The organism is Streptomyces purpurogeneiscleroticus (assembly GCF_020024005.1).
GTDB lineage: Bacteria > Actinomycetota > Actinomycetes > Streptomycetales > Streptomycetaceae > Streptomyces > Streptomyces purpurogeneiscleroticus.
Map to the genome: position 1 here is coordinate 1 of NZ_NHSG01000413.1, position 18,567 is coordinate 18,567.

Consider the following 18,567-nt stretch of genomic DNA (forward strand, 5'->3'; position numbering starts at 1 on the left):
CCACCCCCCAGCCGAGCCCCCACTCGGTACGGGCCCCACTCACCCCAGGTCAGGAATCCGCCAGTCGATCGGCGTGTGCCCCTGGGCCGCGACCGCGTCGTTTATCTGGGTGAAGGGGCGCGAGCCGAAGAACTTCTTCGCGGAGAGCGGCGAGGGATGCGCACCCTGCACGACCACATGCCGCTGCCCGTCGATCAGCGGCAGCTTCTTCTTCGCGTAGTTCCCCCACAGCACGAACACCGCCGGGTCGGGCCGGCTCGCCACCGCCCTGATCACCGCGTCGGTGAACTTCTCCCAGCCCTTGCCCTTGTGGGAGTTGGCCTCGCCCGCGCGCACCGTCAGTACGGCGTTCAGCAGGAGCACGCCCTGCTGGGCCCAGGGCATCAGATAGCCGTTGTCGGGGATCGGCATGCCGAGCTCGTCGTGCATCTCCTTGAAGATGTTGCGCAGGGACGGCGGGGTCCTGACGCCAGGGCGCACCGAGAAGCACAGGCCGTGCCCCTGGCCCGCACCGTGGTACGGATCCTGGCCGAGGACGAGCACCTTCACCTGGTCGTACGGCGTGGCGTCCAGCGCGGCGAAGACCTCCTCGCTCGGCGGGTAGACCGGCCCCCGGGCGCGCTCCTCCTCGACGAAGGCCGTCAGCTCCTGGAAATAGGGCTTGCTCAGCTCCTCGCCGAGTACGCCGCGCCAGGACTCGGGCAGCATGTCGGGCATCACGTCAACGACCTCCGGGTGGGTTCCGCATCTCTCACTGGAGAACCTACCGGCGACCACTGACAACGCGTTCCGCCACCCCTCGCCCTGTGGACAACTCGCCACCACGCGGAAATGCCGGTGGCGGCGGCCCCTCGGGACCGCCGCCACCGGCAGCAGAACTCCGCACCCGGCGGAGCGAACCGTACGGGCCGGCCGTCAGCCCCTCAGTCGCTCACACCCCGGCGTTCAGGAAGCGCCCGCCGTCGATGACGAGGTTCTGGCCGGTGATCCAGCCCGCGTCGTCGGACAGCAAGAACGCCGCGGCGCCACCGATGTCCTGCGGTACGCCGAGCCGCGCCATCGGGTACTGCGCCGCCGCCTCCGCCTCGCGGTCCTCGTACAGCGCCGCCGCGAACTTCGTCTTGACCACGGCGGGCGAGATCGAGTTCACCCGTACGACGGGCGCGAACTCGTGCGCGAGCTGCTGCGTGAGGTTGATCATCGCGGCCTTGCTCATGCCGTACGCGCCGATGAACGGCGAGGCCGAGACGCCCGCGATGGACGCGATGTTGACGATCGCCCCGCCGTTGTCCTTCTGCCACGCCTTCCACGTCTGCTGGGCGAAGCCGAGCGCGGAGACCACATTGGTCTCGTAGACCTTGCGGGCGACCGCGAGGTCCAGCTCGGCCATCGGCCCGAACACCGGGTTCGTACCGGCGTTGTTGACCAGATAGTCGACCCGGCCGAAGGCTTCCATGGCCCGCTCGACGGCGGCCGCCTGGTGGGCCTCGTCGTGCGCCTTGCCGGCCACCCCGATCACCCGGTCGGCGCCGAGCTTCTCGACGGCCTCCTTGAGGGCGTCCTCGTTGCGGCCGGTGATCACGGCCCGGTGGCCGCGCGCGAGCACGGCCTCGGCGACGCCGTACCCGATGCCGCGGCTGGCGCCCGTGATGAGGGCGACCTTGGCGTTGTCCTGCTCAGTCATGTCCGATTCCGATCCCTTACGGCTACGTCGGCGGCTGCGTGTCGGGTCAGTTGAGCGGGCCGCCGGCCACGTACATGACCTGGCCGGAGACGAAGCCGGCCTGCTCGCCGGTGAAGAAGGCGATCGCGTTGGCGATGTCCTCGGGCTTGCCGACGCGCTGGACGGGGATCTGGGTGGCGGCCGCGGCCTGGAACTCCTCGAAGCCCATGCCGACCCGCTCGGCGGTGGCCGCGGTCATGTCGGTGACGATGAAGCCGGGGGCGACGGAGTTGGCGGTGATGCCGAACTTGCCGAGCTCCTTGGCGAGCGTCTTGGTGAAGCCCTGCAGACCGGCCTTGGCGGCCGAGTAGTTGACCTGGCCGCGGTTGCCGAGCGCGGAGCTGGAGGAGAGGTTGACGATCCGGCCGAACTTGGCGTCCACCATGTGCTTCTGGCAGGCGCGGGACATCAGGAACGCGCCGCGCAGGTGCACGTTCATGACCGTGTCCCAGTCGCTGTCGCTCATCTTGAACAGCAGGTTGTCGCGGAGCACGCCGGCGTTGTTGACGAGGACGGTCGGCGCGCCCAGCTCGTCGGCGACGCGCGCGACAGCGGCCTCCACCTGCGCCGAGTCCGACACGTCGCAGCCCACGGCGATGGCCTTGCCGCCGGCCGCGGTGATCTTCTCGACGGTGTCCTTGCAGGCCGCCTCGTCCAGGTCGAGTACGGCGACGGCGCGGCCCTCGGCGGCCAGGCGTACGGCGGTGGCGGCGCCGATGCCGCGGGCGGCGCCGGTCACGATGGCTACGCGCTGCTCGGTGGTGGACATGCGGGGTTCTCCTCACCTCGAAAGCGGCTCACCGCTCCCGGAAGGCGGGTGAGCAACCGCTTAGTCGCTTCAGCAGAGCTGACGCTAGAAGCCGGGGCACTCCGTGTCAACGCCCCACCGGCCCCCGTTACACACCTCACCTGCGACGTCGACCCTCACCTGCGGCATCGAACGACTGCGGGCGGCCGCGAAATGTCCCGCACCGCCCCCATCCCCCGCAGCGGACACGGAAAGCCGAACGCCTGCCCGTACGCACTCCCCGTATACGCCCCGTCATCGTCACCGGCACCTCGTCACCGACGCCTCATCGTCGTCACCGCACCAACAGGTCCAGCAGCCGCTCCGCCTCCTTGGCGGGGTCGGCCGTCAGCCCGGTGTGCACGGGCCCCGGCTGCACAATCGTGCTGCGCGGCGCGATCAGCCAGCGGAACCGCCGGCCCACGTCGTCCCCGGCCGCCTGCCCGGCCCGCTCGCCGCCGTGGCAGATCCCCTCGACCGCGCCGAGCGCCGCCCGCACGCCCTCCACGTCCACCGAAGGGTCCAGGGCCCGCAGCCGCGCCTCGTCCAGATGCGTACGCGCCTCCACGAAGCGCCGCGCGTGGCAGTAGACGACCACGCCCGCGTTGATCATCTCGCCGCGCTCGACCCGGGGCACGACCCGCAGCAGCGCGTACTCGAAGACGTCCCGTCCGTTGTGCAGTCCGCTCACTTCACTGCCCTCCGCGGAAGCTTGCCGGCCAGCCAGCCCGGCACCTGCGAAGGCTTGTCCTCCGTGCGCTCACCGATCCTGATGTTCTCGCTGATCACTCCGGCCCGCGCCAGCAGCGTCTTCACGTAGGCCCGCCGTACTTCCTCGGCCGAATCGAACCCCGGCTCGTCCACCAGCCACTCGTCCGGCACATCCGCGACGACCTCGGTCAGCAGTTCCTCGGTCACCTTGGGCGCGAGCTCCTCCGCCGCCCCCGCCACGTCCGGCCCGAACGTCGCCAGTACATGATCGGAGGCGTCGTACGGCTTCAGCGCCGCCTTCTCCGCGCCCGCCCAGTTGTGGTGCCAGATCATCGTCGCACCGTGGTCGATCAGCCACAGCTCCCCGTGCCACACCAGCAGATTCGGATTCCGCCAGGACCGGTCGACGTTATTGATCAGCGCGTCGAACCACACCACACGCCCCGCCTCGCGGGCACTCACCTCGAAGGCCAGCGGATCGAACCCCAGCGAACCGGGCAGGTAATCCATGCCCAGATTCAGCCCCCCACTCGCCTTCAGCAGCTCCTGCACCTCCTGATCGGGCTCGCTCAGCCCGATCACCGGATCCAGCTGCATCCGCACCAGATCCGGCACCCGCAACCCGAGCCGCCGCCCCAGCTGCCCGCACACCACCTCAGCAACAAGCGTCTTCCGCCCCTGCCCGGCCCCGGTGAACTTCATGACATAAATACCGAGGTCGTCCCCTTCAACGATCCCCGGCAGTGATCCACCCTCCCGCAGGGGCGTCACATATCGAGTCGCAATGACTTCTGTAAGCATTTGCCCAGGCTATCCGCCCGTCTGACCTTAGGATCACGACGGACCGACAAGGCCCTCCGATCTGCCGATCCGCCCTGAATCCCCCTGGGGAGTTTCTGGGGAGTTTCGGCCACGGACGACGACGCCGCTCTCCCCACCACCGAACAGAGCGTCGATGGCACCCCGCCCCCTATTGCCGGCCTCCGGCATGAAGTGCGCGTAGTGGTCCAGCGTGATGGTCGGCGACGAGTGCCCGAGCCACCGAGCGAGCGCGACCACCGACTCCCCCGCCTCCAGCATCACCGAGGTGCCAACTGCTGCGCCGGACACCCGCCGAGGCCGATCATGTAGCCGGCTGGTGCCATGCCGTCACCTTCGCCGACTACCTTTCGGTCGGCCGACTCGGGGAGAAACGAGCCCCACGACCCCTTCGCGCGGCCGGAACTCAGTCGGATTGAGCCGGCCGCGGGTGCACAGAGTCCGCGATGGTGACGAGCGACTGGATCATGGCCTCCGAAGCCGGGCTCAGACGGCGTCCGGCCGCGAGGGTGATCCCGACGCGTGCGCCGACGAGGTCGAGCGAGATCGGCAGTGCGGTGAGCCGAGGGTCGCTCGCGCCGATGAGTTCCGGTAGCGCGGCCACCATGTCGGTCTCCACGAGGAGCTGGCGGATGGTGAGGAACGCGGTCGTCTCGACGCGGTTGGGGGGCAGGGAGCAGTCGTTGCGGTGGAAGAACTCCTCGAGTTCCGTGCGCAGCGCCGTCTCCACCCCCGGCAGGATCCACGGGTAGGCGATCAACTCGTCGAGCGGGATCTGGGTGCGTGCCGCGAGCGGGTGCCCGCTGCGCGCAATCACGCGGATGGTCTCCGCGTGCAGCGTCTGCTGGACCGTCCCCTCCGGGGGGACCGTCGCCAGGCGGCCGATGATGAAGTCGATCTTGCCTGCGACGAGGTCTTCGAGCAGCGCCTCCGGCGTCGCTTCGCGCACGACGATCCTCAGCGCGGGACGGTCCTGCTTGAGATGGGCGATGGCCCGCGGCAGCAGGAGGTTGGAGCCCGCGAGATGGGTGCCGATGACCACGTGGCCACGCGTGGCGTCGGCTATCTCCTGGAGACGCCGGCTCGCCTGGTGCATCTGGGCCAGTGCCGAACGCGCGTACTGAGTGAAGGCATCACCGAACTCGGTGGGCTGGATACCCCGCGGGCCGCGTTCATAGAGGGTGACGCCGAGGATGCGTTCGAGATCCTGGAGGCTGCGGGTGACCACGGGCTGGGTGACGTGGAGCGCGGCCGCGGCGCCGACCACGCTCCCCTGGCCGGAGAGCGCCTCGACGAGGAGGAGATGGCGGAATTTCAGCCGCCCGTCCAACATCCGCGGTATTTCCATACGAGAACGGTAGACCGCCTACCGCGGGTAGGCATAGCCGCACGGCTGTGTGCGTCACCATAGACATACCTGCTGGTGGAGCCTGGTCAGAATGCCCGGCGACGGGCTTGTTCGAGCAGTGGAATGGCGGACCCTGGCCGTGATGGCACGGGTATCAGGGTCCGCCGGTCCCGACTGAGCGGATGTCACTCGGCTGGAGTTTCACCTTCGGAGGGCCGGTTCGCGGTCAGCGATCGGCAGGTACGCGCCCGACCCAGCGCAGCGCGTTGCCGCCGGCGATCGCCTCGCGCTCCGCGGCGCTGAGGAAGTCGGCCTTCCGGAGTACCTGACCGACGGGCCTTTCGCCCAGCGGGTAGGGGTAGTCGCTGCCCAGCATCACGTGGTCCGCGCCGAGGGTGTCGACCAGCGTGCGCAGAGCCACGGGGTCGAAGACAACGCTGTCCACGCTGAACCGGCCGAGGTAGGCCGAGGGCGGCAGCTGCGAGGTGGCGATGAGGTCCGAGCGGCGATGCCAGGCGTTCTCCAGGCGCCCCAGCCAGAACGCGAACGATCCGCCGCCGTGCGCGAAACAGATCCGCAGCGAGTCCGGCACCCGGTCGAACACTCCACCGAGGATCATGGCGAGCACGGAAAGGTGGGTCTCCGCCGGCATCCCGGTCAGCCACCGCGCCATCCAGCGTTCCAACCGCGGGGAGGTGGGCATGTCCCAGGGATGCACGAAGACCGGCGCGCCGCGCGAGGCCGCGTGCTGGAGGAAGGTGACGACGCCTTCCGCGTCGAGGTCCTGGTCTCCGACGTGGTTGCCGATCTCCACCCCCACATGCCCGGCGTCCAGGCAGCGGTCGAGTTCGCGGCAGGCCGCGTCGGGGTCCTGCAACGGCACCTGGGCGAACGGAATGAACCGCTCCCTGTCGGGTGCGCAGATCTCCAGGGCGAGATCGTTGAAGATCCGGCAGACCTTGACCGCCTCGGCACCGCTCAGGTCGTACCCGAAGAAGAGCGGTGTGGGAGAGACCACCTGGGCCTGCACCCCGTCGGCCGCCATGTCGGCCAGTCGGGCCGACACATCCCAGCAGTTCGATTCGATGGCGCGGAACTCGGTCTCCCCCACCATGATCATCGCCTGGCGTTCGGACTCCACCCGCAGCCAGGGCTGACCGGGACCGAGGTCGGGCCAGGCGGCGGGGACGTAGTGGGTGTGTATGTCGATGACATCGGACACCGGATCAGCCCTTACCGGGGTGCAGCGTGCCGCAGTTTCCGCACGTGCGCTGCTCGACGGACGCGTGGAAGGCCTCGAACACCGGCGGCAGGTCGGCGACGATGTCCCGCACCTGCAACTCCACCGAATGCACCTTCGTGCCGCACTCCAGGCAGAACCAGCCGAACTGTTCCGTCGTCCCCTCGGGGCGGACGCGCTCCACCACGATGCCGATGGATCCTTCCTCCGGACGCTGTGGTGAGTGCCAGGTGTTGCCGGGCAGCAGCCACATGTCGCCTTCGCGGATGTCCACGCGCTGCGGACCGTCCTCGGTGATCACATTGACATGCATATTGCCCTTGACCTGGTAGAAGTACTCCTCGAACGGCTCGAAGTGGAAGTCGAGCCGCTGGTTGGGGCCGCCGACGATCTGCACGATGAAGTCACCGCTGGTGTCCCACATCGCCTTGTTGTTGACCGGAGGCTTCAGCAGGTCCTCGTTCTCGGAGAGCCACTGCGGGAAGTTGAAGACCGGAGGCAGTGACGACGTCATGAGTTCTCCTTGGCGGTATGGCCGGGCCGGCGCGCGGCGACGGCCTGGATCTCGATGAGCAGATGCGGGTGGGGAAGCTGGTGGACCGCGACGGTGGTCCGCGTGGGTCCAGTGGCGTCGAAGTACTCGGCCCATACGCGGTTGTAGCCGCCGAAGTCGTTCATGCTGACCAGATAGGCGGTGACCTGGACCAGGTCGTCGAGCGTGCAGTCCACGGCGGCGAGGACGTCACGGATGTTCTCGATCACGGCCCGGGTCTGGGCCTCGATGTCGAGGTCCGTCACCCCCATCGCGTCGGCGCTGGCCCCGGCGAAGGTGTTGTCGGGGCGGCGGCTGCTGGTCCCGGAGACGAACACCAGGTCACCGGCGACCTTCACGTGCGGGAACCGGCCGCGGGGGGTGGCTTTCCCTTCCACCACAAGGGACTTGTCGTTTCCTTCGGCCACGAGGGACTCGTCGTTCATCGCTCCTCCGCGGGTGTGCCGGTGGTGGTGACGCGGACGGAGCCGAGCCCCGGGACGGCCGCGCTGACCGTGACCCCGCCGGGGAGGGCGACCGCGGCGGTCGCCGCCCCGGCCAGCAGCACGGAACCGGCGGGCAGGACGACTCCCTGGGCCGCGGCCATGCGTGCGATCGCGGGCAGGGCGAGGACCGGGTCACCGAGGATGTCGCTGGTGCTCCCGGTCGCCGCGGCCGCGCCATCGATCTCCAGCGTCACCGGCCGGTCGTCGAACCGGACGTCGGTGGCGGTGAGGTCGGTCGGCTGCCAGGCCCCGGTCACGAAAGCGGCCGCCGAGGTGTTGTCGGCGACGACGTCGGTGAGCGAGAACCGGAAGTTCGCGTAGCGGCTGTCGATGATCTCCAGACCGGGGGCGACCGCGTCGATGGCGGCCCGCAGTTCGGCCTCGGGATCGGCCGAGGCGCGCGCGTCGAACCGTGCACCGAGGCGGAAGGCCACCTCCGGCTCGACGCGCGGGTGGATGAAGTCCTCCATGGCGACGCTGCCACCATCGACGTACTCGCCGCTCGCGTACAGCCGGCCGAAGATGACGTCGGAGACGCCCATCTGCAGCGCCTTGGCCTTGCTGGTGAACCCCAGCTTCACACCGACGACACGGTCACCGCGGGCCGCCCGCAGTTCGGAACCGAGCGCCTGCACTTGGTAGGCGTCGTCCAGGGTGAGGGAGGCGGACCGGCTCAGCTGCGCGATCGCCCGCCTGGAGATGACGGCCTCATCGAGAGCCGTGGCGTACTGGGAGAGGGGGGAGGTCGATTCGGTCACAGTGCCACGCACACATTCGTCGTCTCGGTGTAGAAGTGCAGCGAGTGGTTTCCACCCTCGCGTCCGATACCGGAGCGGCCCGTCCCGCCGAAGGGGGCGCGCAGATCGCGCAGATACCAGGTGTTGACCCAGGAGAGGCCGACGTCCATCGCCTGCGCCACCCGGTGGGCCCGGTTCAGATCGCTGGTCCACACAGAGGCGGCCAGCCCGTAGTCGGTGTCGTTCGCCAGGCCGATCGCCTCCTCCTCGGTGTCGAAGGGGATCAGTGCGGCGACCGGACCGAAGACCTCCTCGCGCACGGTGCGACAGGAGTTGTCCAGGCCGGTCCACACCGTCGGTTCGATCCAGGCTCCGCGCGCCAGGTCCGCACCGAGATCGGGTATGCCGCCCCCGGCGAGGACCTCGGCCCCTTCCTTTACGGCGAGGTCGAGATACGACATCACCTTGGCCCGGTGCCCCTGGGAGATCAGCGGGCCGGTCGTCGTGCCGGGGGCGTGCGGGCGGCCCAGGCGCAGTCCCCGGGCCCGCTCGGCGATCCCGGCCGCCAGTTCGTCGAAGAGACCGCGCTGGACGTAGACCCGCTCGGTGCACAGGCAGACCTGGCCGGTGTTCAGGAACAGCGACCGGGTCAGCCCGTCGAGGGTCCGCTCCAACGGGGAGTCGTCGAAGACGACGGCCGCGTTCTTGCCGCCCAGTTCGAAGGAGACGGGCACCACACGCGGCGCGACCTCCTTCATGATGGTCGCCCCGGTCGAGGACTCGCCGGTGAAGGTGACCCCGTCGATGCCCGGGTGCCGGGTGAGGAACTCACCCGCCGAGCCCGGGCCGAAGCCGTGGACGACGTTGTACACGCCGTTCGGCGCTCCTGCCTCGGCGATGACCTCCGCCAGCAGGGTCGCCGTCGACGGGGACTCCTCGGACGGCTTGACCACCACGGCGTTGCCGCAGGCCAGGGCCGGTGCCACCTTCCATGTGAGCAGCAGCAGCGGAAGGTTCCAGGGCACGATGACGGCCACGACACCGAGCGGCTTGCGCACCGCGTAGTTGAGGGCCTGCCGGCCCTCGGCCGTGTCGGTCAGATACGAATCGAGGCCGGCGGAGGCGATCGTGTCGGCGAAGGACCGGAAGTTCGCCGCCGCGCGGGCCACGTCCAGTTCGCGGGCCAGCGCCACCGGTTTGCCGGTGTCACGGATCTCGGCGTCCACGAACGCTTCGAAACGCGCCTCGATCCCGTCGGCGATCCGCCTCAGCAAGGCGGCTCTGTCCCGGTCCGTGGAAAGGCCCCAGCGGCCGTCGAACGCCCGGCGCGCGGCCCGTACGGCGGCATCCACCGTCTCCTGCCCGGCCTCGTGCACCACGGCGACCCGGGCCCCGTCGACCGGGCTGATCTTGTCGAACGTGTCCGCACCTTCGACGAAGCTTCCGTCGACGAAGTTCCGGAGCTGAACGACCTCGGTTGGCGAATCGTCACTCATGAGGGGACCGTACGATCGCCTTTTCATGCCCGTCCAATACCGATCCGGTCTTCGGGCATAGCCGATCAGGCATAGCGGGAGCGGGCGGCGAGGACAGTCAGGCGCGTGCGCCGTACGGAGCCGGATCAGGGGGCGCACACCCTCGGTATGACCGTATGGCGATAGGTACGGACGAAGTAGGCATTACCCGAGCTGCCGCGGGCCTGGTGATGATACGGACCACTGCACACCCGGAGCCGCCAGAGCACCGGCGATGACCAGGAGGGCCAGTGGCCGCAAGCCAAGCAGTCCGTCCGGCGGACACCAGTGAGTTCTTCACCTGTCGGCGCCCGGAGGACTATCACCCCGACTGGCCGGGCTTCTATCGGCAAGCCGCACACCGCCGCCGGGAGCTGCGCTCGCGGGTGCCCCATGAGGTCGACCTCATGTACGGCCCCGACGCCCACCAGTTGGTGAACGTCTACCACCCCGGGCCGCCCGCCGTCCCCACCGGCGCCGGATCCGGCGACCGCCCGGTCATCGTGTATTTCCACGGCGGCCGCTGGCGCGAGGGTCACCCGGCCTACTACGACCACCTCGCCGGCCCCTGGGTGGACGCCGGTGCGGTCTTCCTGTCCTGCGGCTACCGGCTCGAACCACGCCACACCATCGCCGACGCGGTCGCGGACGCGGCCCTGGCGGTGGAGTGGGCGCGCGCGAACGCCGCTCGTTACGGGGGCGACCCGGAACGCATCACCGTGGCCGGGCACTCCGCGGGCGGTCATCTCGCCGCGATGGTCACGCTGACCGACAGCTCCCCCCGCCCGGTGGCGGGCACGGTGTGCATGAGCGCGCCCACCGATCTGCGCGGCATGGTCGAAGACCCGGCGCAGGCGCTACTGCTCAGCCCCGCACTGCGGGTGAGCCGCAGCCCCGAGCGGGTGGTGGTCTCCTTCGGCGATCCGGAACCCAACCGCAAGGCGGACGACGACTTGTGGCTGACCCGTCAGGGACGGCTGCTCGCCGAGGCCCTGACCGCCGCGGGCAGGCCGCCGGTGACCGTGGCGCTGACCGGGACCGACCACATCGGCACCGCCACCGCCTTCGCCGAACCGAAGTCGGAGCTGTTCGAAGCCGCACACCAGGTAGTTTTCGGAGGCACCCGATGAGACACGACGAGAGCACGGCGACGGGGAGCGGGCGGGGAAGCGTCCTGGCGAGTTTTCGCGGGATGCGCTTCGGAGTGGTGGGACTTGCCTTTCTCGCGGTGCTGCTCGACGGTTTCGACTCCGCGTCGCTCTCCTTCGTCCTGCCCTCCCTGGCGGAGCAGTGGGGCGTCGCCTCGGCCGACTTCACCCCGGCGGTGGTGCTGACCAACATCGGCGTGGTGCTCGGCTACCTCGCCTCGGGCAGGCTCGCGGTGCGGCTGGGCCTGCGGCGGATGCTGATCGCCGGGACCTCGCTGTTCGCCGCGGGCTCGCTGGTCACCGCCCTGGTGCTTCCCATGCAGTCACTGACCGCCCTGAGCACGGTCCGGCTGATCACGGGCCTCGGCCTCGGCGTGGTCCTGCCCGGCGCCGTCTCCCTCGCGACCGCGCACCACCCGGACCGGCAACGGCAGTCGGTCTCCGTCACGGTCACCCTCGGGCTCGCCTTCGGCGGGACGGTCGCCGGCGTCTTCGGCAGCAGCATGCTGGCGTCGGTCGGGGCCGCCGGGGTGTTCTGGATCGGCGGCGGACTGCCGCTGCTGCTGGCCGCGCTGATGGGCCGCTGGCTGCCGGCCGCACCGGCGTCCGTGGCCTCGGACAGCACGGCGGCCGTTCCCGCAACCGACGACGCGGCGGCCGCCGCGCGCGAAGCGCGGGTCGGCGCGCTGTTCGCGCCCGGACTGCGCGCCGCCACCCTGCTGCTGTGGACCTTCGCCTTCCTGGTCTTCATCGCCAGCTACACCCTCCAGTCCTGGGTGCCCACATTGCTGACCGGGTACGGCTTCTCCGCCTCGCAGGCCCCGATCGGCCTGGCCTTCCTGAGCTTCGGCGGAGTCATCGGCGGAATCGTGCTCCTCCTGCTGGCCGCCCGTAAGGGGATCACGTTCGCCCTGATGGTGATGCCGGCGATCGGCGCGGTGTCGATGGTCGCCGCGGCCACGGTCGGGACGCACCACACCGCGCTGCTGCTCGCGCTCGCCGGTTCCGGTGCGGGTGTCACGGCCGGCCAGATCGGTCAGCTGACCCTCGCGGTCGCGATGTACCCGTCGGCCACCAGGACCGCCGGAGTGGGCTGGGCCGCGGCTCTGGGCCGGGTCGGCTCGATCGTGGGTCCGGCCGCGGCGGGTGTCCTGCTCGCGCTCTCGCTCCCCGGCGACGACATCGTGCTACTGACCGCCATTCCGGTGGTGGTGGCGGCCGTGAGCGCGGCGGTGCTGTGGCGCCTGCCCCACGCGGCCGGCCGGACAGGCGGGACCGAAGACGCGGAGCGGAAACAGCGGGAAGTGACGGCGCGATGAGCGGCTGGTTCGATCTCGGTGACGTTGCGGTGGTTCCGGTCGTGGAGACACCGCGGCTGCTCATCGATCCAGTGGAGTTCTTCCCCGGACACCCGGGCGTGCCCTCCGGCTGGGCCGCCGAGGAGCCCTGGTACGCACCCGGGCAAGGACGGCTGGTCTTCGCCATGCAGGCCTTCCTGGTCGTCACCCCGCACGAGCGGATCCTGGTCGACGCCTGCGTCGGCGACGGGAAACACCGGGCCAGGCCGGAGTTCGACCGCCTGGACAGTGGCTGGTGGCAGCGGTTCGCAGCGACCGGACTGTCCGCCGACGACGTGTCCACGGTCGTCCTCAGTCATCTGCACGTGGACCACGTCGGATGGGCGACGCGGTGGTCGGACGGGCACTGGCGACCGGCCTTCCCGAAGGCCCGGCACGTTCTGACCGCACCGGAGTACGACTACTGGCGGTCCGCGGCGGGGGCCGCGGCGATGACCCGGACCGGCGACTACCTGGCCGACAGCATCGAGCCGGTCGCCGAGGCGGGGCTGCTGGATCTGACGCCCCTGAACGCCGAGCTCGGTCCGCATGTGCGGCTGTGCCCGGCACCGGGTCACACCCCGGGCAACACGGCCGTCCTGGTCACCGGCTCCCGGGCCCGACTGCTGCTCACCGGCGACACCCTGCACCACCCGCTCCAGTTGATGGATCCGGACGCCAGCACCCGGTACTGCGTCGACCCCGAGCTGTCGGCGCGTACCCGCAGGCGGACGCTGGAGTGGCTGGCCGACACCGGAACCGCGATGATGCCCGCGCACTTCGCCGCCCCTTCCGCCGGCCGCGTCGGCCGGCACGGCTCCGGGTTCACCTTCGCCCCTGCCGCTGATCTCCATCGCCCGGGCCGGTACGTGGTGGCGGGCGGACCCGCCGCCGGATAACGGGTCGTCGACAACCGCCGCGCCTAACTGAGTGTTTCGCCCTGTTTCATAGCGGGTCATCGCGATTCGCAGTCCCGCTGTGACGGGGCGAGAGGGACGGTCGGGTCGAGGGGCGACGCTGTGGCAGCAGAGGGGTGTTTCGTTCCCACGGAGGGCCCCTCCCCGCGGCCGAGGGCGCACAGTCCGTCCCGGGCGGCACGGCGAACGAGCCGTCCGTCCCCCCTCAGGCCGCGCGAAGTCTCACGAGGCGGGTGCCCGGGCGCCCCCGGCCTTTGGTTGGGCGGCCGGCTCGTCGCACCGGCCAAGAGGTGGCCGGCCGACAAGCACCGACGCACCGGGTACGCGCTACTCGTGTGTTCCGGCCGGCTGCAGCCGCGGGTCCGGCGTGGGCGCGGTGTCGCGCTGCACCGTCTCGCGGGCGAAGTAGACCGAGACGAGTGTGATACAGCCGAGGACGACGAGGTACAGGGAGATGGGCCAGGAGGAGTCGGTGGCCGCCAGGAGAGCGGTCGCGATGAGCGGCGAGAGCCCGCCCGCGAACACCGAGGCCAGCTCGTGGCCGAGCGAGATGGCGCTGTAGCGCGAGGACTTGCCGAACAGCTCGGTGAAGAAGCTCGGTTGGGTTCCGATCATGGCCCCGTGGCCGATGCCGATGGCGATGACGAAGGCGAGCCAGACGAGCGCGGGGGTGCCGGTGTCCACGAGCCAGAAGAAGGGGAACGCGAAGACGATGAGGGTGGCCGCTCCGGCCATGTAGACGGGGCGGCGGCCGATGCGGTCGGAGAGGGCACCGAATCCCACCATCGAGGCGCCTTCCACGATGTTCGCGACGATGATCCCGGTCAGCAGCAGGGTGTTGTCGACCCCGATGTGCTTGCCGTAGGCGAGGGAGAAGACGAGGAAGATGTACGACGCGCCGTTCTCCGCCATCCGGGCGCCGGCGGTGATCAGGATGGAGCGCGGGTGGGTTTTCAGGGCGTGCAGGACCGGAAGCCGCTGCTTCTCGCCCTTGTGCTGGACGCTCTGGAACTCCGGTGTCTCCTCGATCTTCAGCCGGATGACGAGGCCGACCAGCGCGGGGACGGCTCCGAGGAGGAAGGGCAGACGCCAGCCCCAGGACAGGAACGCCTCGTCGGACAGGGCCTGGACTGCGGCGAAGACTCCCGCGGAGGTGATGAAGCCGAGGTTGATGCCGACCTGACTCCAGGCCGAGTAGAAGCCGCGCCGTCCCGCGGGGGCGTGCTCGGTGATCATGAGGACGCTTCCGCCCCACTCGCCGCCGACCGCGATGCCCTGAAGGACGCGCAGCAGGGTGAGCAGGACCGGCGCCCATACGCCGATCTGCGCGTAGGTGGGCAGGGCGCCGATGAGGAAGGTGGTGAAGCCCATGAGCAGCAGGGTGATCACGAGCATGGGTTTGCGGCCCAGCCGGTCTCCGAAGTGACCGAAGATGATTCCGCCGAGGGGGCGGGCCGCGAATCCGACGGCGAAGGTGCCGAAGGAGGCCAGGGTGCCGGCGAGGGAGCTGGCCTCGGGGAAGAAGAGGGTGCCGAGCACCAGGGCCGAGGCGGTGCCGTAGAGGAAGAAGTCGTACCACTCGAGTGCGGTTCCGGTCAGGCTGGCGATGGCGATCTTGCGGATCGACTGCGGTCCGGCTGCCGGTTTGTGCGGTGCGGTGGGGCTCATCTCGTCACCTCTGAATGAGGACGGTGGCCATCGGGACGTCGAAGGTCGCGCGGGGGCGTCTCGATGGCCGGGAAAGGGGATGTGCCGGGGCGGGGTTCGCCCGAGGGAAGGTTCCGTGGCCGCCGCTGACGGCCAGGACCTGTCCGGTGACGGCCACCGCCCTTTCGGAGGCGGTGGCCGCGATCTTGGAGGCGGAGGTCAACTGCCGCCCAGGGGTGGCCTCGACGAGGGGAACGGCCGCCGCTTCGGGCAGGGTGGCAGCCTTCTCCGAGGTGAGTCGGGGAACGACGAGGTCCACGGGGACGCCGCGTGGGCCGGCCCCCGGCCGACGCGCGGGAGGCCGCGCTCAGCTTTCGCCGCTCATAACCAACCGGGCGGTGGCGTCCACTGGATTGATGTCGTTGAACGGGGATGCGCCGTCGAGGAGCAGGGCACCGACGAAGGTGCGGTATTCGGTCATGTACAGGCTCCTTCCGAGCGGGCCGCGGTGGACTGGTCGCGCCGCAGCACGACGCCGGCCGCCTCACGGTCCCAGTCGGCGCGGTCGGCTCCCCACTCCCTCAGCACGGTCTTGCGCACCTTGCCGTTCTCGGTCAGCGGCAGTTCCGGGCACAGCGCCACGAAGCGGGGAATCGCGTAGTAGGCCAGCCGGGGCTCGCAGAAGGACACCAGCTCGACGAAGTCGATCTTCTGCCCCTCGACCGGGACCACGGCGGCCATCACCTCGTCCTCGCCGAGTTCGGAGTCCACCGCGTAAACCGCGACGTCACGGACACCGGGGTGCTGTGCGAGGACGCTTTCGACCTCGACGGAGGAGATGTTCTCGCCGCGACGGCGGATCACGTCCTTGATGCGGTCGACGAACCTGATCCACCCGTCCGCTTCGATCACCATCCGGTCACCGGTGTGGAACCACAGGTCCTGCCACGCGGCGACGGTGGCGTCGGGCATGCGGTGGTAGCCGGAGGCGAAGGCGAAGGGTTGCTCGCTGCGCAGCAGCAGTTCGCCCGGTGTGCCAGGGGGAACGTCGAGCCCGTTCTCGTCGACGACCCGGGCGGAGAACCCCTCCTGAAGGCGTCCGACGAATCCCGGCCGCTGTTCCGTCCGGCTCGCGGAGATCACCGCGTTGGTCTCGGTCGAGCCGTAGCCGTCGATGAGGACGACACCGAACCGCTCCTCGAACTCCCGGAGCAGCCCGGCGGGGGTGGCCGGTGCCAGTGCCGCGGTCACCCGGTGCGCTCGATCGTGCTCTCCGGGCGGCCGGCCCGCCAGGATGCTGATCATGGCGCCCAGCAGATAGGTGCAGGTCGCCCCGCTGGCCGTCACGTCCGACCAGAAGCGGGAGGCCGAGAAGCGCGGGCCGATGACGTACTGGGCTCCGCTGACCAGCGCCTGGCTGAAGGCGTTGAGCGCGTTCGTGTGGAACAGCGGCAGGCAGGTGTGCAGAACGTCGGCCGAGGTGATGCCGAGCTGGGCCGCGACGTTGCGGCCCCACCAGTAGAACTGGGCGTGCGGGCAGACGACTCCCTTGGAGACTCCGGTGGTGCCCGAGGTGTAGAGGATCACCGCGGGATGGCCGGGGCCGACCGCCACCGGCTCCACGGCCCGGCTGTCGCCCGGGATCAGGTCGACGGGAACCGGCAGCACCGAGACGGCCTCGTCCTCGTCCAGCAGCCAGATCTGGCGCAGCTCGGCGGTGCTCGGCAACGCCTCCACCTGTGCGAGGAAGGGATGTTCCAGAACCAGCAGCTCCGCTTGCGAGTTGGTCAGAATGTGCTGGAGCTGCTCACCCCGCGCGGCGGTGTTGATCGGCACCGCGACGGCACCGATCCACGCACAGCCCAGGATCAGGTCCAGCAACTCGACCCGGTTGGACGCCATCAGCGCCACCCGGTCTCCCCGCTCCACCCCGTGCCGGCGGAGCAGGCCTCCCGCGACGGCGACCCGTTCGAGCATCTGGGCGGCGGTTCTCTGCGTGTCCCCGCAGCGCAGCAGGATGCTGTCCGGGGTGCTGTCCGCGCGCCATTGCAGCAGTCCGGATACGGTTGCGCGGGTGAGGTCGGGGATGTCGGTGACATCGCTCATGACAGCTCCTTCCGGGACAGGCCGCTCGGCGGTACGAAGGCAACGGGACGGCCGGACGTGTCGGGGCGATCGGTGAGTTCCACGACGTCACCGGGCTCGACCGTCCCGTGCAACCTGGCCACGAGCAGCGGTTCGGGGTCGCAGGCCACCGACGCGATGACGACGTCGCCGAGGTGGGTCAGCTGCTCGACCACCCCGCGCTCGACGCTCACGGGCGCCAGATCGGCACCCCCGCAGCGGGGACACATCAACCGGGCGGGGAACCACTGGCCGCCGCACGTCCGGCAGTTCTGCACGATCACACTCATTCGGCCGCCTCCAGGAGCCCGGCGGTGGCACACGCGCCGTAGCGATAGAGCACCATCCCGTATCCGCTGAACAGGCCGAGACGGGCGTCGACCTGCCGCTGTCCGGCCTGGCCGCGCAACTGCCGGACGATCTCCACGAGTCCGTGCATGCCTCCCGCGGAACCCGGCTGGCCGGCCGAGAGCTGTCCACCGGAGGTGTTGACGGCGAGCTTCCGGGTGGCGAGACGCTCGGCGATGAAGGCCGGCATCTCACCGCCGGCGACCAGTCCGAGGTCCTTGAGCTGGGCGAGCGCCATGGCCGGGTAGTCGTCGTACACGCTGACCACGTCGACGTCGGCCGGCCCATGGCCGGCGGTGTCCCACAGCTCGGGCGCGCAGTCGGCCAAGCCGGTGACCAGGCCGTCGCCTGTCTGGTCATCGCTGTTGTAACGGGCCGAGACGGTCAGCACCCTGGCTCGTCGTGTGCCCGCGGCCCGTTCGTCGGCCGCGATCACCACGGCATCGGCGCCCGTGACCGGCGGTACGCAGTCGTACCGGCCGAGGGGTTCGGCGACCATGGGAGCGTTCAGGTAGTCGTCGAGCGTCATCGGATTGCGGTACACGGCCCCGGGGTTGAGGGCCGCCCATGCGCGTTGAGCCACCGCGAGTCGCCCATAATCCGTGCGAGTGAGTCCCTCGGCCTTCATCTGACGCTGAGTCAGCAGAGCGAAAAGGGCGTTCGGTCCGAGCATGTCCAGCGGAACCAAATGCTCGGCGGTCGCCCGGTTGTATTCGGCCACCATCTTGAGGTGCACCTGCTGGTCCATCAGGTCGCCGGCCACGAGGACCACGACCGAGGCGTCGCCGGACTCCACGGCCCGCACGGCGTGCTGCAGCATCGTGCCGGCACTCGCCCCACCGTTGGTGTCCTGCATCAGCCAACGCAGCCGCAGTCCGAGCCGCCAGGCCAGGTCGATGGCGTGGTCAGGACCGAGGGTGAAGCTGCAGACACCGAAGCCGTCGACCTCGGAGGTCTGGAGGTTCGCATCGGCGAGTGCGCGGCGTACGGCGTCGGCGAGCACCCCTTCCGTGGTCGTGTCGGATGCCGGATGCCGGGTGTAGGGCGACTCGCCGGCGCCGATGACGGAGACGCCGCTTGTCATCTTTCTCATCAGAGCTCGCTCTCCCATTTCGTGACGCAGTCGGGG

The 18,567-nt window shown here is 70.0% G+C and carries 18 protein-coding genes and 1 pseudogene; 3 read left to right on the plus strand and 16 right to left on the minus strand.

Going from position 1 to position 18,567, the window contains the following annotated elements; translation table 11 throughout:
* Positions 1 to 39: 39 nt before the first annotated feature.
* The 12 genes and pseudogenes from CCS38_RS30445 to CCS38_RS30495 form a co-directional block, all read right to left on the minus strand.
* Positions 40 to 717 (minus strand): uracil-DNA glycosylase, encoded by a 678-nt coding sequence (locus CCS38_RS30445; RefSeq protein WP_223736557.1) that lies wholly within the window; start codon positions 715 to 717, stop codon positions 40 to 42.
* A gap of 214 nt (positions 718 to 931) precedes the next feature.
* Positions 932 to 1,684, minus strand: coding sequence for an SDR family oxidoreductase (locus tag CCS38_RS30450; protein WP_223736558.1), 753 nt, complete (start codon positions 1,682 to 1,684; stop codon positions 932 to 934).
* 46 nt (positions 1,685 to 1,730) lie between these two features.
* A complete protein-coding gene (gene fabG, locus CCS38_RS30455) occupies positions 1,731 to 2,492 on the minus strand; it encodes a 3-oxoacyl-ACP reductase FabG (protein WP_223736559.1) in 762 nt (253 codons plus the stop codon).
* Between the two features lie 313 nt (positions 2,493 to 2,805).
* Positions 2,806 to 3,201: a DUF3037 domain-containing protein gene (locus CCS38_RS30460; protein WP_031053543.1), complete on the minus strand. Its 396-nt coding sequence runs from the start codon at positions 3,199 to 3,201 to the stop codon at positions 2,806 to 2,808.
* Positions 3,198 to 4,022, minus strand: coding sequence for a HipA family kinase (locus tag CCS38_RS30465; RefSeq protein ID WP_223736560.1), 825 nt, complete (start codon positions 4,020 to 4,022; stop codon positions 3,198 to 3,200). The genes CCS38_RS30460 and CCS38_RS30465 overlap by 4 nt, the downstream gene beginning before the upstream one ends.
* A 33-nt stretch (positions 4,023 to 4,055) precedes the next feature.
* Positions 4,056 to 4,307 (minus strand): annotated as a pseudogene (locus CCS38_RS35795) (hypothetical protein); the annotation flags it as partial.
* A gap of 139 nt (positions 4,308 to 4,446) precedes the next feature.
* Positions 4,447 to 5,388: a LysR substrate-binding domain-containing protein gene (locus CCS38_RS30470; RefSeq protein WP_223736561.1), complete on the minus strand. Its 942-nt coding sequence runs from the start codon at positions 5,386 to 5,388 to the stop codon at positions 4,447 to 4,449.
* 226 nt (positions 5,389 to 5,614) lie between these two features.
* Entirely contained in the window at positions 5,615 to 6,610 is a 996-nt protein-coding gene (locus CCS38_RS30475; RefSeq protein WP_223736562.1) for an amidohydrolase family protein, read from the minus strand.
* A gap of 4 nt (positions 6,611 to 6,614) precedes the next feature.
* Positions 6,615 to 7,142: a 3-hydroxyanthranilate 3,4-dioxygenase gene (locus tag CCS38_RS30480; RefSeq protein ID WP_223736563.1), complete on the minus strand. Its 528-nt coding sequence runs from the start codon at positions 7,140 to 7,142 to the stop codon at positions 6,615 to 6,617.
* Complete coding sequence (locus tag CCS38_RS30485) at positions 7,139 to 7,606, minus strand: RidA family protein (RefSeq protein ID WP_223736564.1); 468 nt, start codon at positions 7,604 to 7,606, stop codon at positions 7,139 to 7,141. The genes CCS38_RS30480 and CCS38_RS30485 overlap by 4 nt, the downstream gene beginning before the upstream one ends.
* On the minus strand, positions 7,603 to 8,424 hold the full coding sequence (locus CCS38_RS30490; RefSeq protein WP_223736565.1) for a 2-keto-4-pentenoate hydratase: 822 nt from the start codon (positions 8,422 to 8,424) through the stop codon (positions 7,603 to 7,605). The genes CCS38_RS30485 and CCS38_RS30490 overlap by 4 nt, the downstream gene beginning before the upstream one ends.
* Complete coding sequence (locus tag CCS38_RS30495; RefSeq protein WP_223736566.1) at positions 8,421 to 9,899, minus strand: 2-hydroxymuconic semialdehyde dehydrogenase; 1,479 nt, start codon at positions 9,897 to 9,899, stop codon at positions 8,421 to 8,423. The genes CCS38_RS30490 and CCS38_RS30495 overlap by 4 nt, the downstream gene beginning before the upstream one ends.
* Before the next feature lie 269 nt (positions 9,900 to 10,168).
* Between CCS38_RS30495 and CCS38_RS30500 the strand changes: the two genes are divergently transcribed.
* From CCS38_RS30500 to CCS38_RS30510, 3 genes are read left to right on the plus strand one after another with little or no spacing between them, the layout of a single operon-like run.
* On the plus strand, positions 10,169 to 11,047 hold the full coding sequence (locus tag CCS38_RS30500; RefSeq protein ID WP_223736567.1) for an alpha/beta hydrolase: 879 nt from the start codon (positions 10,169 to 10,171) through the stop codon (positions 11,045 to 11,047).
* Positions 11,044 to 12,384, plus strand: coding sequence for an MFS transporter (locus CCS38_RS30505; RefSeq protein WP_223736568.1), 1,341 nt, complete (start codon positions 11,044 to 11,046; stop codon positions 12,382 to 12,384). The genes CCS38_RS30500 and CCS38_RS30505 overlap by 4 nt, the downstream gene beginning before the upstream one ends.
* Positions 12,381 to 13,301, plus strand: a complete 921-nt coding sequence (locus CCS38_RS30510) for an MBL fold metallo-hydrolase (protein ID WP_223736569.1) — start codon at positions 12,381 to 12,383, stop codon at positions 13,299 to 13,301. Before CCS38_RS30505 ends, CCS38_RS30510 begins: the two co-directional genes overlap by 4 nt.
* A 345-nt stretch (positions 13,302 to 13,646) precedes the next feature.
* Here CCS38_RS30510 and CCS38_RS30515 read toward each other — a convergent pair whose 3' ends face one another.
* From CCS38_RS30515 to CCS38_RS30530, 4 genes are all read right to left on the minus strand, one after another.
* Positions 13,647 to 14,987, minus strand: a complete 1,341-nt coding sequence (locus tag CCS38_RS30515; RefSeq protein WP_223736570.1) for an MFS transporter — start codon at positions 14,985 to 14,987, stop codon at positions 13,647 to 13,649.
* A gap of 456 nt (positions 14,988 to 15,443) precedes the next feature.
* Complete coding sequence (locus CCS38_RS30520; protein WP_223736571.1) at positions 15,444 to 17,072, minus strand: ATP-dependent acyl-CoA ligase; 1,629 nt, start codon at positions 17,070 to 17,072, stop codon at positions 15,444 to 15,446.
* A complete protein-coding gene (locus CCS38_RS30525; RefSeq protein WP_223736572.1) occupies positions 17,069 to 17,380 on the minus strand; it encodes a zinc ribbon domain-containing protein in 312 nt (103 codons plus the stop codon). Before CCS38_RS30525 ends, CCS38_RS30520 begins: the two co-directional genes overlap by 4 nt.
* The gene (locus CCS38_RS30530) at positions 17,377 to 18,531 is read right to left on the minus strand and encodes a thiolase family protein (RefSeq protein ID WP_223736573.1); all 1,155 of its coding nucleotides are present in this window, start codon (positions 18,529 to 18,531) and stop codon (positions 17,377 to 17,379) included. The genes CCS38_RS30525 and CCS38_RS30530 overlap by 4 nt, the downstream gene beginning before the upstream one ends.
* Between the last annotated feature and the right edge of the window lie 36 nt (positions 18,532 to 18,567).

What these genes read in the sequence shown, in the direction of transcription:
- CCS38_RS30480 (WP_223736563.1), bottom strand. Translation starts at nt 7,142, where the DNA reads ATGACGTCGTCACTGCCTCCGGTCTTCAACTTCCCGCAGTGGCTCTCC.
- CCS38_RS30495 (WP_223736566.1), bottom strand. Translation starts at nt 9,899, where the DNA reads ATGAGTGACGATTCGCCAACCGAGGTCGTTCAGCTCCGGAACTTCGTC.
- CCS38_RS30470 (WP_223736561.1), bottom strand. Translation starts at nt 5,388, where the DNA reads ATGGAAATACCGCGGATGTTGGACGGGCGGCTGAAATTCCGCCATCTC.
- CCS38_RS30510 (WP_223736569.1), top strand. Translation starts at nt 12,381, where the DNA reads ATGAGCGGCTGGTTCGATCTCGGTGACGTTGCGGTGGTTCCGGTCGTG.
- CCS38_RS30515 (WP_223736570.1), bottom strand. Translation starts at nt 14,987, where the DNA reads ATGAGCCCCACCGCACCGCACAAACCGGCAGCCGGACCGCAGTCGATC.
- CCS38_RS30485 (WP_223736564.1), bottom strand. Translation starts at nt 7,606, where the DNA reads ATGAACGACGAGTCCCTCGTGGCCGAAGGAAACGACAAGTCCCTTGTG.
- CCS38_RS30450 (WP_223736558.1), bottom strand. Translation starts at nt 1,684, where the DNA reads ATGACTGAGCAGGACAACGCCAAGGTCGCCCTCATCACGGGCGCCAGC.
- CCS38_RS30530 (WP_223736573.1), bottom strand. Translation starts at nt 18,531, where the DNA reads ATGAGAAAGATGACAAGCGGCGTCTCCGTCATCGGCGCCGGCGAGTCG.
- CCS38_RS30525 (WP_223736572.1), bottom strand. Translation starts at nt 17,380, where the DNA reads ATGAGTGTGATCGTGCAGAACTGCCGGACGTGCGGCGGCCAGTGGTTC.
- CCS38_RS30520 (WP_223736571.1), bottom strand. Translation starts at nt 17,072, where the DNA reads ATGAGCGATGTCACCGACATCCCCGACCTCACCCGCGCAACCGTATCC.
- CCS38_RS30505 (WP_223736568.1), top strand. Translation starts at nt 11,044, where the DNA reads ATGAGACACGACGAGAGCACGGCGACGGGGAGCGGGCGGGGAAGCGTC.
- CCS38_RS30445 (WP_223736557.1), bottom strand. Translation starts at nt 717, where the DNA reads ATGCCCGACATGCTGCCCGAGTCCTGGCGCGGCGTACTCGGCGAGGAG.
- fabG (WP_223736559.1), bottom strand. Translation starts at nt 2,492, where the DNA reads ATGTCCACCACCGAGCAGCGCGTAGCCATCGTGACCGGCGCCGCCCGC.
- CCS38_RS30465 (WP_223736560.1), bottom strand. Translation starts at nt 4,022, where the DNA reads ATGCTTACAGAAGTCATTGCGACTCGATATGTGACGCCCCTGCGGGAG.